Origin of the sequence: Lacibacter cauensis (assembly GCF_007830055.1) — a bacterium.
Lineage (GTDB): Bacteria > Bacteroidota > Bacteroidia > Chitinophagales > Chitinophagaceae > Lacibacter > Lacibacter cauensis.
Map to the genome: position 1 here is coordinate 135,953 of NZ_VLLE01000002.1, position 15,710 is coordinate 151,662.

At 40.1% G+C, this 15,710-nt stretch carries 13 protein-coding genes; 10 read left to right on the plus strand and 3 right to left on the minus strand.

Going from position 1 to position 15,710, the window contains the following annotated elements; translation table 11 throughout:
• Positions 1-649: 649 nt before the first annotated feature.
• The 5 genes from IQ13_RS00615 to IQ13_RS00635 all read left to right on the plus strand — a co-directional run bounded on the left by IQ13_RS00615 (position 650) and on the right by IQ13_RS00635 (position 5,139).
• Positions 650-1,738: a PIN-like domain-containing protein gene (locus IQ13_RS00615; protein WP_144883481.1), complete on the plus strand. Its 1,089-nt coding sequence runs from the start codon at positions 650-652 to the stop codon at positions 1,736-1,738.
• Between the two features lie 533 nt (positions 1,739-2,271).
• A complete protein-coding gene (locus IQ13_RS00620; protein WP_144883483.1) occupies positions 2,272-2,832 on the plus strand; it encodes a hypothetical protein in 561 nt (186 codons plus the stop codon).
• Positions 2,833-3,000: 168 nt separating this feature from the next.
• Entirely contained in the window at positions 3,001-3,381 is a 381-nt protein-coding gene (locus tag IQ13_RS00625) for a hypothetical protein (RefSeq protein ID WP_144883485.1), read from the plus strand.
• Positions 3,382-4,006: 625 nt separating this feature from the next.
• Positions 4,007-4,369, plus strand: coding sequence for a VOC family protein (locus IQ13_RS00630; protein WP_144883487.1), 363 nt, complete (start codon positions 4,007-4,009; stop codon positions 4,367-4,369).
• 182 nt (positions 4,370-4,551) lie between these two features.
• Complete coding sequence (locus IQ13_RS00635; protein ID WP_144883489.1) at positions 4,552-5,139, plus strand: hypothetical protein; 588 nt, start codon at positions 4,552-4,554, stop codon at positions 5,137-5,139.
• A 107-nt stretch (positions 5,140-5,246) separates the two neighbouring features.
• On the opposite strand, the gene IQ13_RS00640 is transcribed toward IQ13_RS00635, so the two are convergent.
• The 3 genes from IQ13_RS00640 to IQ13_RS00650 form a co-directional block, all read right to left on the minus strand.
• Positions 5,247-6,083, minus strand: a complete 837-nt coding sequence (locus tag IQ13_RS00640; RefSeq protein WP_144883491.1) for a helix-turn-helix domain-containing protein — start codon at positions 6,081-6,083, stop codon at positions 5,247-5,249.
• A gap of 38 nt (positions 6,084-6,121) precedes the next feature.
• Positions 6,122-6,673, minus strand: coding sequence for a cupin domain-containing protein (locus tag IQ13_RS00645; RefSeq protein WP_144883493.1), 552 nt, complete (start codon positions 6,671-6,673; stop codon positions 6,122-6,124).
• Between the two features lie 282 nt (positions 6,674-6,955).
• Complete coding sequence (locus IQ13_RS00650) at positions 6,956-8,587, minus strand: M28 family peptidase (RefSeq protein WP_144883495.1); 1,632 nt, start codon at positions 8,585-8,587, stop codon at positions 6,956-6,958.
• A gap of 362 nt (positions 8,588-8,949) precedes the next feature.
• On the opposite strand from IQ13_RS00650, the gene IQ13_RS00655 reads away from it, so the two are divergent.
• The 5 genes from IQ13_RS00655 to IQ13_RS00675 all read left to right on the plus strand — a co-directional run bounded on the left by IQ13_RS00655 (position 8,950) and on the right by IQ13_RS00675 (position 15,690).
• Positions 8,950-12,090: a VPS10 domain-containing protein gene (locus IQ13_RS00655; RefSeq protein WP_144883497.1), complete on the plus strand. Its 3,141-nt coding sequence runs from the start codon at positions 8,950-8,952 to the stop codon at positions 12,088-12,090.
• A 121-nt stretch (positions 12,091-12,211) separates the two neighbouring features.
• A complete protein-coding gene (locus tag IQ13_RS00660) occupies positions 12,212-13,027 on the plus strand; it encodes a glycosyltransferase family 25 protein (RefSeq protein ID WP_144883500.1) in 816 nt (271 codons plus the stop codon).
• A gap of 4 nt (positions 13,028-13,031) precedes the next feature.
• Positions 13,032-13,805, plus strand: a complete 774-nt coding sequence (locus IQ13_RS00665) for a hypothetical protein (protein WP_144883502.1) — start codon at positions 13,032-13,034, stop codon at positions 13,803-13,805.
• A gap of 196 nt (positions 13,806-14,001) precedes the next feature.
• Positions 14,002-14,592, plus strand: a complete 591-nt coding sequence (locus tag IQ13_RS00670; RefSeq protein ID WP_144883505.1) for a TlpA family protein disulfide reductase — start codon at positions 14,002-14,004, stop codon at positions 14,590-14,592.
• A gap of 168 nt (positions 14,593-14,760) precedes the next feature.
• Complete coding sequence (locus tag IQ13_RS00675) at positions 14,761-15,690, plus strand: alpha/beta hydrolase (protein ID WP_199758139.1); 930 nt, start codon at positions 14,761-14,763, stop codon at positions 15,688-15,690.
• Positions 15,691-15,710 lie beyond the last annotated feature (20 nt).

A 15,710-nucleotide genomic window follows, 5' to 3' on the forward strand; every position in this document is an offset into this window, starting at 1 on the left:
GGAAGGGCTTCATGATACATAAGGAAGGGCTTCATGATACATAAGGAAGGGCTTCATGGTACATAGGGAAAGGCTTCATGATACATAAGGAAGAGCTTCCTATGGTATAGGGAAGGCTTTCTCATCGGGTTCGAATAGCTTCCCATTACAATGTGAAGGGCTTTGTATGGTTAACCAAAATGCTGGATATCAACAACAATTGCCTAACCGGCAACCCATAACCCATAACCGGTAGTGGACTGTCGTCCATCAACCGTTGACCTTCTTTGTCTATGAACCATGAACCATCATCCATGAACAATTTTCCCATCTACGTATTTTGCATTATTTTAGCCAAGCAGCACGTGCAACCGAAAACACCGGAACAGCCAGAGCTAACTACACCCAAAACTCCACGCTACCCCCGGAACAGAATCTTGAATGCTGCAACAGGAGAAGAGATGTTTTGAAGGAAGGGGATACTCCAAGAAATTTTAATGAGAGAAGATTTGATTGTGCAATCTCTTAAAAACGTTTGTACACGGATGTTACAGAAAAGCTATTGTGCAATAACAAATGAAAAAACTCAACCGAAAAGTATTGGTTATCAATTTGAAATAAAATTTGAGTTGCGCCAACTTATAAGTTGTGTGACATTAAATCATCAATTATGAGTGATAATAAAGATTTATTTTATTTAGATAAAATTTTCCCAGTACCAGCGGAAATATTTTCAGCTGAATACAAAAGTATATCTGAAATTTTCAAAGAGTCGATTTTTGTCTTTGACACCAATGCCCTATTAGTTCCGTTTGACACAAGTGTAAAAAATTTAAATGACATTAAATCAATATTGCTCGCACTTAAACAAAGTAAAAAAATAGCAATTCCTGCTAGAGTAGCAAGAGAGTTTGCAAAAAACAGGGCTACAAAACTTGGAGATTTATTTCTGAGTTTGCGTCAATTAAAAAACAATCTTAATATTGGTACTTTTAGAATCAATGAGTATCCTTTATTAGACGGCATTGAAAACTACGAAAAGCTAAAAAGTAATTTTGCTGAAATCACTATACAAATAAAAAATGCCAGAGAAAATTTAGAGGCTATTGAAAAGAACATACTTAGTTGGAATTGGAACGACAGTGTCAGCTTAGCTTATAAAGAAATTTTCACTCCAGAAACTATTGAGAATCCAACACTAACTGAAGAAGAAATTGAAGCTGATTTAAAGTTTAGATTTGCTCACAAAATAGCTCCAGGCTTTAAAGATTCAAATAAAGTTGATGAAGGAATTGGGGACTTAATTATATGGCATACAATACTGGCGATTGCCAAAAAGTATTCTTCAAATGTAATTTTTGTGTCAAACGACGAAAAAAATGACTGGTTTCATAAGCAAGACAAAATAGGCATGTATCCAAAATTTGAATTGTATGATGAATTCAGAAGGGTTACAAACAGTAAATCATTCGCAATAATTAGCTTTCTCCAATTTTTAGAAATGTCGAATGCAAAAGAAGATACAATTAAAGAAGTAAAGCAAAGTTTAGAAGAAACAAAAGAAGAGGAAAATGAGTATTATCAAGTTGACGTAAATGATCTAACTATTGGCAAGCAGGTTAGACATAAAAAATTTGGAATTGGAACAGTGACCCAAATTCTCACACAGTACAAGCAGCCAATTGTTGAAATAAATTTTAAAGATTTTGGCAGAAAATTGATTATGCTTAGTTATGCACGTTTAAAAATAATCCCGTAGTTCTTTCTTTTATCGGTTGGTGTCGCCTCCATCTGTTCCAAGCATACAAGCTCTTTAATATTCGTGTACCTGGCGCAAGAATTGTGCAGCAGAAAATGTGTGCTGGCTTTCTTGTGCCTAAATTTTTAGAGCTTCAAAATTTTTCTTATTGGTTAGTGTTGCCATCAGCCATTAAAAAAATGTGTATGAAGAAGTTTTTGATTTTTTTCTTATCGGTTGGTGTCGCCACCAACCGAAATAGGTTCATAACAGGTTGTTGGTGAAGACAGCAACCATTAAATAATGAAAACAGTATCTTTAGTGTAACAGCATCAAGCAAAACAACATGCATTTTACAAAACTGGTACCAAGTGTGTTTTATACAGATATTACAGATGGTCTTCAATTATTTGTCGACTGCCTGCAGTTTACAATTGCGTACTTCGCAGAAACGTCTCCAGCATGGGACGTTTCGTTATAAAGGATTGAAATATTATTACGCCTTGTCCGGTTCAGAAGACATGGCTAAGCAAATAAATGATAAGAATACATATATGCGAATCATAACAGTTTTGCTAGTTGCATGTTTAGTAGGAGCTTGTACTAAAAAGCAGTCGGCATGTACCGGTGAGCAGGTAGAGTTGCTGCTCTTATCTGCTTACAAAAAAGATCTGCAAGTCTATCTTGCAGATAAAGCAAAGGATATTCAAAACAATTATGGAAAAATATTCCCGGTTAATACAGATACAATCGTTGCTTCTTATTTGCTTAATGGAACGTTGAAGGTTGAAAATCTGGTAACAACAGAAAAAATGGAAAACGAGAATGCATGCACTGGTAAAGCTACGCTGACCTATCGGCTTTCTGATGATTTTATAACTGCATATAAGCGTAATGCTCCATTGGTAACGGATCAGGATGCGCTCATCAATCCAGGATTTGAAACTACAAATGTGGATGTAGAAATTGTTTATACAGTATCGGTAACAGACGGTAAGGAACAGGTTCGTTTAGAAGATATTTTAACCCATGATCTGCACCGCTCTCTTGACCAGTTTGTGTTTTTCTATTCATTAAATGAAGTGGTAAAGCTGAAGTTGAAAGAAGGGAAATAAGTTCATAACAGCTGATTGGTGCTTTACGCCGTTGTTGGTGTTGTCACCAATCAACAATTGAAAAAAAGATCATTAAAGCTGTAGCACAGCTTTAGTACTTACAATTTAACTTTATCAAAAGTTTTTTTCTATTTGGCTAGTGTTGCCAACAGACATTAAATATTGTTTATGAATAAATTTTTGATTTTTGTTATGGGTTTAGTAATAGGCATTGCTGTTACCCTGTTTACTTTGTACTTGTTTTCTACAGTAAATAAAAATGACAATGAGGATCTCGGATTAAAATTGTTTAAAGAAAAAGGCGAGTGCATAAAAACCAAAAACGAAATTAAAATATTCCAAGTTATTGAAGCAAATATGGCGCTTGCTAAAACAGGTGATTATCCGGATGAGATTGTCCTTTTACTAATAAATTACGACGGTAAAAGTTACTACGACGATCAAAAAATCATTGTTCCTGCAAAAAAATGTGCAAGGCAGATTGGCACATATAAGTATAGTACAAAAATGGAGATAGATAAAACTGTGCCTGCTGTTGTGATTGAATGAAACTCTCCCTATGGCGAAGGTCCCCATTTGGTCCAAGCATAAAAGTTCTTCAATGTTCGAGCCCCATCTAGTCCAAGCATACAAGCTCTATAAGATTCGGGTACCTGGCGCAAGAATTGTGCGGCAGTAATTGTGTGTTGGCTTTCTTGTGCCTGATGTTCGGGTTGCTTAAACTGTCTTTGTAAATTAGTGTTACATCGCAATAAAAAAATTGCATATGCTCTTACTGATTTTACTCATACTTCTTGTTTTAGCAATTCTTGGGGGCTTTAAAATATATGTGTTTGAACAAAACAGAAAGCGTCGCAGAGACTATTACCGCAATACTTATTTAAAGTCTGAGGAATGGAAAAGGAAGCGGTACGTTGTGTTGAGACGGGACAATTGGCGCTGTGTACATTGTGGAGCAAAAGCTACAGAGGTGCATCATAAAAAGTATGCGAAATACAATATTGGCAAAGAACCAATTAAGTGGCTTGAATCGGTATGCAATACCTGTCATGCTTCTTTACATCAGTAATATTTGTTTCTACTTTTTCTGATGCAGATACCTAATCTGCGTCAAAAGAAATCTTTAGCAAATGAAAACAGTATCTTTAGTATAACAGCATCAACCAAAGCAAACATGCATTTTACAAAACTGGTACCAAGTGTATTTTATACAGATATAGCTGATGGTCTTCAATTATTTGTTGACTGTTTGCAGTTTACAATTGCGCATAAAGATTTTACAGCTTCGCAACCTTACTGTGTTTTACAAAAAGGAAACATCAGCCTCATGCTGTTTCAAGATGCGCAATTAGCCAATGAGCACAATCCCGAACTACGACTTGTAACAGATAATATTGAAGAGGTTTACACACAAGTAGCAGCATCGCATCCGCATTTGCTTCATCCCAATCTGAATAAAGTTACACTCCGGCCATGGGGTGCAAAAGAATTTGCCATTGCAGACAAACAACTCGGCATTCGCTTTCAGCAATGGTGATGAATTTGTTCGCCTGAAAATATAAAAAGAATTACTTTTCGTTTTTTAACAGTACAACCGTTTACAGACTGTATCAATACCAATCATTCAACACAGTTATTGCATATACAACGCAGTTACAAGTTTTGCATGGTCGTACTAATTTGCAATGTTGCTTTTTTGTTTTCTTTGGAAAAAAAACAATGAAAGCATCTTTTACTGCATTACTTCTTACAGCTTTTTTTATTTTCACTAACACCGCATCTGCTCAAAATGAAAAAGAGGAGAAAATAAAGTTTGCACCTAACCCCGAAATGATACCTTCTGATTTTGATCCGAACAAACATATTTTACTTGTAATGCAACTTTCTAAGCGTAACAACCCAGAGAAAGTACATACAGCGGGCACAAAAGATATTGATGCTGCGTTTCAAGCCAATTACGATGGTTACAAATACGTAATTGTTTCACCTGCAGATCTGCGGGATTCATCGAAATACAACGACACTTCTGTTTACAGGTTTGTATTGTACAATACAGCTTCCACAAGAGGTCGTGCAGATGGTGGTTACCGGTTACGTACAGATGCTGCATCGGGGATGACGATGCGTACGCCCAATGCACCTACACAGGTACAACACACCGTTATTGATTTCTACTTTCACGACAGGGTAAAAAATGAGGACTATGTTGGAAGTGGACGGCCTACCAGTTTTATAAAAATGACTTTGCGCCCGATTATTTTAACAATGGCACAGCATGGTCGAAAAAAGAAAGCAGCAAGTAATTAGTGAGAATGGATTCCGTTTAGACCTGACAGGTTAATACATTTAATGCAGTTAGTTTAACTGTATACAAACTGCGTAAGAGAAACTAACCTGTCAGGTAGGAAATGTTATTATTCATAGTACCCCTCAATCAATCCAAACTGCCGTTCCGGTGCTTTGTTTTCAATTTCATGAAAAGCAGTTGGCGTAAGGCCGGTAAAATCTTTGTACTCTTTGGCGAGGTGCTGATAATCGTGGTAATTACATTCCACCGCAATCCGCAGCCAGTCAAAATCGGGTCGTGCATTCCGCAAACGAAAAGCTTTATCGAAACGGATAATGCGTTCGTACAGTTTGGGATTTACACCCGTGCGCTCTTTAAACTTCCGTTCCAGTTGTTTGCTGCTTAAGCAGGCCTGTGCTGCCAGTTGTTGTAGGTTGGCTTTATTGCCTTGCAGTAATAACAGAAATACATCATCTACCAGCAACCGTTCTTTTTTGTGTGTGCGAATGAGCGAACGGATAAAGGCCGTTACAACTTCCAGCATCTGTTCATAGTTTGTAGCTGCAGCCAGTTGCTCGTTTACAAAGCGGATCTGCGAAGAGAAATACACTTCTGCATCCATGTAGCGGTTACACAATTCATGCGCAGGAATACCGGTTAAGCGATACAACGCACCCGGCTGAAACACCACCTGTATCACCAAAAAATTCCGGCCGATCATGCGGTTGGTTACCTGCGAAAACTGTCCGTACAACACAACAGGCACATGTTTTACCTGCAAACCACTCTCCGGGTATTCCACCACTTCTGTATCGAAGGGATAAAAGGCCAGGCATTGTTCCGGTCTTGGCGGATAGGCTTTAAACGGCAGCGGTTGTTCTTTTTCAAATTGAAAATGAACAATGCGGAACAGTTGCACAAACTCCCGTACATCAGGCGATGGTATAAAATCTTTCAGTAACAAATCTGGCTTGTTTACGTGTATAAGATACAACGCATTGTTTACAATGTAAGCGGCGGACCAACAACTTTCATATCGTGTGCTGCATGGATGCGATCCATTTCCTCATCGGAAGGACGTTCTTTTAAACTGTTCATCAACACAAAAAACTCTTCCATTTTACCCGCAGGTTGCAGAAAATAAATCAGTCGGCCTTTATCGGTTAACTGGATCCAGGTGTGTGGTATACCACGGGGAAGAAAAATGGTTTGTCCGGCTTTGAGCACATGTGTTTCTTTGCCCACCACAAAACGATATTCACCTTCGATGACGGTGAAGATTTCATCCTGCTTGAAATGAATATGCAATGATGGTCCCACTTTTCCAAGTCCGGTATAATCGAAGACAGAGAGTTGACCATCGGTATCCTTCGACGAAATTTTTAAATCGTTGGGATGAACACCGAGGAACTTCACCGTATCGCCAAAGCGTGATTTACCGGCATCAACAACAAAGGGTTCTTTGGTGGAAGCATCGCCTGCGTTTACCTGGTTTGCAACGGCCATGGCTGGCAAGGCCAGCAGTGTTTTGGTTAAAAAATCTTTACGTAGCATGGTGATTGATTTTAGAACCTAAAATTGAAACAACCGCACAAGAGGTTAGTGGTAGGAAATAGACATTTTTGGGAATAAGAGTAAAGGCACAAGGGACAAGGTGCGAATAGACCTGACAGGTTAATGCGTTTAGTTCTGCGTGTATAACTACCTGCAAACCGCATAAGAGATATTAACCTGTCAGGTCGAGCCATTGGTCGGTACGGTTGCAAACCGTCAGACCTGTTGAAGCAAAAAATACTTTACGTCTGACGGGATAAGGCCCGTACCGACGAAAACAACTTACTGCTGCACTGCACCAAACAAATCACCTTTATTCCAGGTGGGGCGATCGGTTGTTTGTGCAATGGAATAGCTGATGAGGAAATTCAACTGTACATAAGTCTTCGCTGCAGTAAAATTGAAAACACCATCCAAGCCATCGGCACTCTGGTGATAGTATTTCGCACGCCATTGTTTCACAAATGCATCGAGATCAAAACCGGGAATGTTGGTTTTGTTGCCGTACTTGATGTGCAATGCAGGAATACCATTCATTACAAAGCTGTATTGATCGCTACGCACAAAACGATTCTGTTCCGGCTCGGGATCTTTTTCAACATCCAGTTTCAAATAAGAAGCGGCAAATTTTACATTGTTCATAATACTGCTGTGTTCTGCACCCAACGGCACTACAGAAAGCAAAGGCGCAATCACTGTTGGCATATCGGTATTTACATCAGCCACAATCGATGCTTTGGGTACAGTTGGATTGGCAGCGAAATACGAAGAACCGATCAAACCCATTTCTTCACCCGTAACCATTATAATCAACACCGAACGTTTGGGTTTTGCTCCGGATGTTTTATACACCCGTGCAATTTCCAGCAGCGATGCAACACCCGATGCATTGTCGTGTGCGCCATTGTAAATCGAATCGCCATTTACCGCACGGCCAATACCTACATGATCGAGATGTGCACTGTGCACCACGTATTCATTCTTCAATGTTTTATCGCTGCCGGGAATTAAACCCACTACGTTATAACTTTCAAAATCGGTATGCGTTGTGTTGTACGAAGCAGTAATGCTGCAAGGCAAAACAAACGATGAAGCTTTTCCTTTCTTCATATCGGCCAACACCTGCTCCACATTTTTACCCGAGTGCATAAACAAACGGTTGAGTAGTGCTTTGCTGCTGTTGAGCACCACCTGCATATTGCCAATAAAGGCACGACCGTATGCAGTTGTTTTTTCAGGATTCAATGCTACGTTTGTTTGAATAACTGCAGCACTGTTGCCAGCAAGGCGAGGCGCTAAATTGATGAGTACTGCACCAACAGCTCCTTTTGCAAAAGCCGTGTTGAGTTTATTACCGCCGTTGGAGAAATGTGCTGTAAGTGTTGAAATTAAACCATCAGGAGCACCGGCAACTATCACGACAATTTTTCCTTTAACATCAATGCCTGCATAGTCAGAATACTGTCCGGGAATTTCTACACCATATCCTACAAATACCAACTGGCCTGCTGCTGCTGCATTTGTTTGTAAGGGATGCGGTACAGCGGTAAAGTCAACTGCAAAATCCAACGTATCACTATTGCCTTGCTGATCTTTTAATACAGCAACTGCCGATTTGTTATTGAGCAACGAACGACGCAGAATTAATTTCTGTGTATAACCGCCATTATCACCACCGGGTGCAACACCCATTTGTTTGTATTGATCCACTACATAATCAACCGCCAGCTGATAACCTTCTGTGCCGGGTAAACGGCCTTTCAGTTTGTCATCGGCCAGGTACGCAATATGCGAACGGATCGTATTGGTATCGATCCTGTTCATGGCCTGTTGTATCTTTTTTGAAACAGTTACCTGTTGTGCAGAGCTGTGCAGACCTGCAAGCGTTAGAAGAATGAGCGCATACTTTTTCATGCAGACAAGATAAAGAAAAACTCAACGCTGTTTGATAAAGCGGGAATCACGAAGAGTTTTTTGAACCACGAAAGAAGAAGGCGCACAAAGCAACACAAAATCGTGAAAGACCTGACAGGTTAATGCATTCAGTTATTGCTGTACAATTAAATGCAAACTGCACAATTGGAATTAACCTGTCAGGTCAAAATCTTTTCGTGTCAATTCGTGTTATTCGTGGCCTTCATCTGTGTTCATCAGCGTCCATCTGTGGCTCCAATAATTTCTTCGTGTTCATTCGTGCTATTCGTGGCACTGTTCATATAATTCGTGGCTTATGTCTGCCCAACTTGTTTTATATTCCCGGTCCAAAACAATTCAGCATGCAGAAAATTCTTGTGGCTGCTCTTTTGCTTACCACAGCAGCAGCGAACGCACAAACAAAACCCGATACGATAAAGGTTGATCTCAACAAACAGTTTTCATCTGTGAAATGGCGCAACATCGGTCCCTTCCGTGGCGGACGTTCCAACTGCGGTACAGGTGTTCCCGGCGATATTAATACCTATTACATGGGTACTACCGGTGGTGGTTTGTGGAAGACCGATGATCTTGGTCTCAATTGGACAAACATTTCCGATGGTTATTTTAAAACAGGAAGTGTAGGTGCCATTGCGGTTCCGGAAAGTGATGCGAACGTTGTGTATGTTGGTATGGGCGAACATGCCGTACGTGGTGTAATGACGCATCATGGCGATGGGGTGTACAAGAGTACCGATGCCGGTAAAACATGGAAGCACATGGGCCTCGAAGCCACACAACATATTGCACGCATTGTGGTGCATCCGAAAGATCCCAACACATTATTGGTTGCAGCGCAAGGCGCCTTATACAGCAAGAGTAAAGAACGTGGTATTTATAAATCAACAGATGGTGGTGTAACCTGGAAGAATGTATTATTCGTGAATGAAAATACCGGTTGCAATGAACTGAGCATGGATATGAACAATCCTCGCATCATCTATGCTTCGATGTGGGAGCATGGCCGCAAACCCTGGCAGGTGATCAGCGGTGGTGCAGGAAGTGGTTTGTATAAAAGTGTTGATGGTGGTGATACCTGGCAGAAATTAACAACAGGCTTACCAACAGAAATGGGTAAGATGTCCATTGCCGTTAGTCGTTCTAATCCGGATAAAGTATATGCACTCATTGAAAGTGATAGTGAAAAAGAAGCAGGTGGTTTATTTGTGAGCAACAATGCCGGCGCCAGCTGGAGCAGGATTACCAACGATCATCGTCTCATTCAACGTGCATGGTATTACATTGAACTGTTTGTTGATCCCAACAACGATCAAACCATTTATGTATTGAGTGCGCCTGCCTTGCGTTCAAGAGATGGCGGAAAAACATGGGAAAACTTAAGTGGTACACACGGCGATTATCATGATCTCTGGATCAATCCAAAGAATTCCAATAACATGATCATCAGTAACGATGGCGGCAGTGCCGTATCGGTGAATTTTGGTAAAACATGGAGCCCGCAGAACCAGATGCCTACAGCACAGTTCTACCGCATCAACGTCGATAATCAATTTCCGTATCGCATCTATGGCGGTCAGCAGGATAATACATCGGTGTCTATTCAACATCGCAGCTTTGGTGGCGGTTCCATTACTGCCAGCGATTGGGAAGCATCAGCAGGTGGTGAGAGTGCGTTCCTTGCATTCGATCCTAATGATCCACGTTTTGTATTGGGCGGCAGCTACCAGGGAACCATTGAAGTACTCGACACCAAAGCAAAAGGCAGCACCAATATTATGCCTGCACCCATTCAGTATTTAGGCAGAGATGCAAAAGATATCAAATACCGTTACAACTGGAATGCGCCCATCATCTGGAGCAAGCATGAACCGAATACCTATTATCATGGTGCACAGGTATTGTTGAAGACAACCGATATGGGTCGTACCTGGAAAGAAGTATCACCCGATCTTACACGCAACGAAAAAGAAAAACAAGGAAAGGGTGGTGTGCCTTACACCAACGAAGCAGTAGGTGCAGAAAACTATGGCACACTTGCATACGTGATGGAATCACCGCATGAAAAAGGTGTGATGTATACCGGTAGTGATGATGGTTATGTGTATGTAACAAAAGATGGCGGTGCTACCTGGACCAATATTACACCGGCAGGTTTGCAGGAATGTCTCATCAATGCCATTGAAGTATCACCACACGATAAAGCAACGGTGTACATTGCTACCACACGTTATAAGTTCAACGATCATACACCCGGTTTATACAAGTCAACCGACTACGGTAAAACATGGACGAAGATCAACAACGGTATTGCCAACAATGCATTCACCCGTGTAGTGCGTGAAGATGAGGTACGGAAAGATCTGTTGTATGCAGGTACAGAGTTGGGTGTGTATTTATCGTTTGATGGAGGAAAGAACTGGCAGCCCTTTCAATTGAACTTGCCTGTTACACCCATCACCGATCTGCGTGTACACAAAGGCGATTTGATTGCAGCCACATCGGGCCGCAGCTTTTGGGTATTGGATGAAATACATGTATTGCGCCAGTACAACAAAGAGCAAACAGGGTTGCAGTTGTACAAACCCGAAGATGCGTATATCGCCAACGGTTACAGTGCCATGAATGCAGCCAACCCTACGGGTACTGCACGTGGTGCAGGTGTAAATCCGGCGAATGGTGTAGTGCTGTATTACAACTTACCCGAATTGAAAGCAACGGATACGGTTACAATGACCATTACGGATGCAAGCGGAACAGTCATCCGCAGTTTTAGCTCTGTGGCAGAGAGTGCAGCGTATTACGATGGTGCACCGCCGGCCAACCCAACACTCAGCAAACAAAAAGGATTGAATCGTTTTGTGTGGGATATGCGCTTCGCTACCATGCCCGGCATACCCAATGTATATATCGAAAGCAGTTATGCAGGCCACAAAGCTAGTCCAGGTACTTATACCGTAACATTAAAGGCAGGAGCACAGCAACAAACAACCAATGCTGTTATTTTAATGAACCCGTTGTACCCAACCACTGCTGCCGATTACAGTGCGTACGATGCGTTTATGCGTGCTGCTGAAAGCGAAGTAACGGTGATGCATAACCTCGTAAACAAACTCAACGGTAAACGTTTGCAGCTGGATGAATTGATTAAGAACTTAACGGATGCCAAATATGCGGCCCTGAAAAAAGAAGCCGACTCCTTAAGCAAAGACATGAAAGCATGGGATGAAGACATGGTGCAGCGCAAAAGCAAAGCGTATGATGATGTAGAGAACTTCCCCAATAAGTTTACGGCCAATTACCTGTTCATGATCAACCAGACCGAAAGCGATATCCCCCGTGTGAACCAGCCGAGCATTGATCTGAAAAAAGAATACGATGTACAATGGTTGGTATTAAAACAAAGAGCGGATGCATTGGAAGCACGTTTGAGTGTGTTGAATAAAAAGTTGAGTGAAGCAGGCGTGGGAGCGATTTGGAAGTAGTGTTGAGCAAGTCGATAATAGTTGTTTGATAGCGAATCCCGTAGCAAAATGTGTTGTCGTGGAGCATTTGATATAACACGAAGAAACCCTTGGCTAAATTGGCTTGCTGAAAAAATAATCTATGAAGTTGCGTTTGTTTCGAAAGCGATTACTTAATGGAATTGCCTTAGAATATTCACTCAATGAGCTTCTTCAATTAGTGATATTAAAAAAGGTTGTATCATTTTTTAATAATTGGAAAAGAAAAGATGATGTGAAATTCATGGAAATCAAATTTCATGAGTTATTCGTTTCCATTATATCGCTAGATACACGAATTGATCGCAGGGAGAAAATAACAAATAGTTTGAGCCAAAATGGTATTACGTTTAGATTTGTTAATGCAATAGATGGTTCAAAAATAATTCCTTCGAATTATTCTGATTTTTTCTCGAAACAGTCTATAGAAAGCTTATCTAAAGGAAGTATTGGTTGTATTTTATCACATTATAAGGCATTGGAGATTATTGCCAATTCTCACAATAATTTTGCGTTAATCTTTGAAGATGATGTGGTTTTGCCGAAAGGCTTTAAAGGAAAACTTGAATTAGTATTGAAGGAAATCCCTCGGAATTTTGATATATTGTATTTAGCTAGTAACTTATCACGAAGAAGTGATATGCGATATTGGGTGTCTAATAATTTATATGTTCCGGTATATCCAAGAAGCGGCCAATATGCATATTTGATATCAAAAAAAGGAGCTCAAAAAATTATTTTAAATATTAAGCCTGTTAACATTTTACTTGGTGGCATAGATACTATAATTGGACGAATGGTTTCAAAAGGTGAGTTGATAGCATATCATGTACGGGATAATTTATGTGTGGTAGATTACGAAAGTCCCAGTAACATTGATAATGCTTCTAATCCTAACAAGAAGATTTTTAAAAGCTAATTATATGATAAAAATATTGCAATATTCCGGCGTTTTTGGCGCTATATTGATTATTTCTGGCGCTTTGAAGTTTTACTTTTATTACAAGCAGTTTAATATTTCTGTTTTACGCTTTTTTGATTTGCAAGAAATTCTAACATTATTTATGGATAACGTATTAGCGTTTCTTGGGGCAATGCTTGTCTCTACTTTTTTTATTTTACACTTTCATGAAAACATAAAAGCTGATATTAGTAATGAAAAAATAAAAGCTGGTTCAATTCTGATAGAGCAATGGGGGCTTATTTTGAAATATATTGTTGTTGTGACAACTTTTGTTTTTGTGTACAAATTTGTTGCTATAAATGTGACTTATAAAGATGCTTTATTGCTAACGCTACTAGGTGTCATAATGTTTACGATTGTACCCTTATTATATATACTTGTTGTTAGAAAATTTGGGGGTATTGTTGAAACAGAATCTTTGAAAACTACAGATACTTTATTTTATGATGGTTATATCTTCATTTACTCGCTAATTTTTATATGCTATTCAATTGCCACAGGTTTCAATGAGGCATATAAGGTTAAGAATAAGCGATATTATAAAGGAGTTTCAATAGAATTCAAGGATTCAACAGCGATTTCAGGAGATGGCGATACCTGCTTTCTTGGAGTTTCGAAAAACTATATATACTTATATGATTTCAAAACAAATACAGGAATAGTTCATTCGATAGATAATGTTAAAGCAATAGCATTCCCAAAGCCAAATTCACATGAGAAGGTAAAAGAGTAGCCTGAAACATATTTTAAGTAGTTTATGTTTCGCCCCGGTTCGTGTCTTCACGAACCGGAAAAACGTTATTCAAGGGTTCGTGATGACACGAACCAAAGCAGAGAATCAGCGGATCACTTGATACCAACTGATTAACCTCTGATCCAGTAGCTGTCAAATATATCGGCAATTCATAAGTTTATTTTTAAGCGCAAATATGAAATCATTATTCAACTTCACTTTTATCTGCTTTCTGTTTTTTAGCTGTTCAACAGCAAATAATAAAAAAGCGGAAACGAGTAAAGAAATGAGTTATGCAGATTCACTTGTAAATGCTGAGCTGGCAAAAAGTACATCAAAAAGTCAAGAGCAAGTCGGCAGCACCTACCCATCCTTTGCTTTTACTGTGAACAAGCAACAGGTAACAAACGAAAGTTTACGAGGCAAGGTCGTCTTTATTAATTTTTGGTTTGCGTCTTGTCCGCCTTGCCGTGTTGAATTTGAAGCGTTAAATAAGCTGTATGAAAAATACCGGGAGAATGACAGTTTTGTCTTTCTTTCTTTTACCTATGAAAATGGCGGGGAAATAGAAAGAATCAGGAAGGAAAATGACTTGCGTTTTCAAATTCTATCGATAAGTAATGAAGAGTGCAGAAGACTGAATTTAAATAATGGCTATCCTACGAATGTTGTCATCGATAAGCAGGGCGTGATCAGGAATGTTTATACCGGTGGCCACACTTCTTCGGATGAATCCAATCAGTTTTTTGTGAAGAATATTTATCCTGCAATCGAAAAGCTACTTTAATGCAGTTCTATTTGGTTGGAGAGTAACCGTGTCCGGCGTAAGCGTTTCGCCTCCGTGGATCATCATTCTGGCGCAGGTCTCCCAATCTGTTGTAAAGGATTACCTACATTTGAAATGAGTTTCAATAACCTCGTCGTTCACACGATGGGGAATTAAATGCAAACGTATATGTATCAACTGGTGATTGCTTTCATGTTTAGTTTTACGTTCTTGTTGCAAAGCCGTGCGCAACAAACATTTCCGAAAGTGGTGAGTGGACGTATTGAGCGGGTGGCAAATTTTCAATCGAAATATGTAACCGCACGAACCGTTGATATCTGGTTGCCGGAAGGTTATGCTGATACGGCAAAATATGCTGTACTGTACATGCACGATGGACAAATGCTCTATGACCCGGAGCAATCGTGGAACAAACAGGCATGGGATGTGGATGATGCAGCTGCTGCCTTGCTTGCAGCAAACAAAGTACGGAAGTTCATCATCGTTGGTATCTGGAACAGTGGTCAGCAAAGACATCCTGATTATTTTCCGCAAAAGCCATTTGAACAGTTAACGCAAACAGCAAAAGATACAGTTGTTGCACAGTTGCAGCGTGCAGGAAGAACAGCGCAGGTTTTTCAGCCGCAGTCTGATAATTATTTAAAATTTATTGTACAGGAACTGAAACCGTTTATCGATAGCAAGTATGCCGTGCATACCAACAGGGAAAATACATTTATTGCCGGCAGCAGCATGGGCGGTTTGATTTCGTTGTATGCCATTTGCGAATACCCGAACGTGTTTGGTGGTGCGGCCTGTTTGTCTACACATTGGCCGGGCACGTTTACGCAAGAACACAATCCTGTTCCCGATGCATTTCTGCACTACGTTCGTCAGCATTTGCCCGATCCGAAAACACATAAAATTTATTTCGATTGCGGTGATCAGACACTGGACGCATGGTATCCGGTCATTCAAAAAAAAGTGGATGCATTGCTGCAAACGAAAGGTTACAACAACGGCAACTGGATGACAAAGTATTTTCCCGGCGAAGATCATAGCGAAATAGCGTGGGCGAAACGGGTAGCCATTCCGCTTACATTTTTATTGAAGAATTAATTCCTGCAAAAAATAGTACC

Coding starts and splice junctions, on each gene's coding strand:
- IQ13_RS00620 (WP_144883483.1), top strand. CDS start 2,272: ATGCGAATCATAACAGTTTTGCTAGTTGCATGTTTAGTAGGAGCTTGT.
- IQ13_RS00675 (WP_199758139.1), top strand. CDS start 14,761: ATGTATCAACTGGTGATTGCTTTCATGTTTAGTTTTACGTTCTTGTTG.
- IQ13_RS00625 (WP_144883485.1), top strand. CDS start 3,001: ATGAATAAATTTTTGATTTTTGTTATGGGTTTAGTAATAGGCATTGCT.
- IQ13_RS00615 (WP_144883481.1), top strand. CDS start 650: ATGAGTGATAATAAAGATTTATTTTATTTAGATAAAATTTTCCCAGTA.
- IQ13_RS00665 (WP_144883502.1), top strand. CDS start 13,032: ATGATAAAAATATTGCAATATTCCGGCGTTTTTGGCGCTATATTGATT.
- IQ13_RS00655 (WP_144883497.1), top strand. CDS start 8,950: ATGCAGAAAATTCTTGTGGCTGCTCTTTTGCTTACCACAGCAGCAGCG.
- IQ13_RS00660 (WP_144883500.1), top strand. CDS start 12,212: ATGAAGTTGCGTTTGTTTCGAAAGCGATTACTTAATGGAATTGCCTTA.
- IQ13_RS00650 (WP_144883495.1), bottom strand. CDS start 8,587: ATGAAAAAGTATGCGCTCATTCTTCTAACGCTTGCAGGTCTGCACAGC.
- IQ13_RS00670 (WP_144883505.1), top strand. CDS start 14,002: ATGAAATCATTATTCAACTTCACTTTTATCTGCTTTCTGTTTTTTAGC.
- IQ13_RS00630 (WP_144883487.1), top strand. CDS start 4,007: ATGCATTTTACAAAACTGGTACCAAGTGTATTTTATACAGATATAGCT.
- IQ13_RS00635 (WP_144883489.1), top strand. CDS start 4,552: ATGAAAGCATCTTTTACTGCATTACTTCTTACAGCTTTTTTTATTTTC.
- IQ13_RS00645 (WP_144883493.1), bottom strand. CDS start 6,673: ATGCTACGTAAAGATTTTTTAACCAAAACACTGCTGGCCTTGCCAGCC.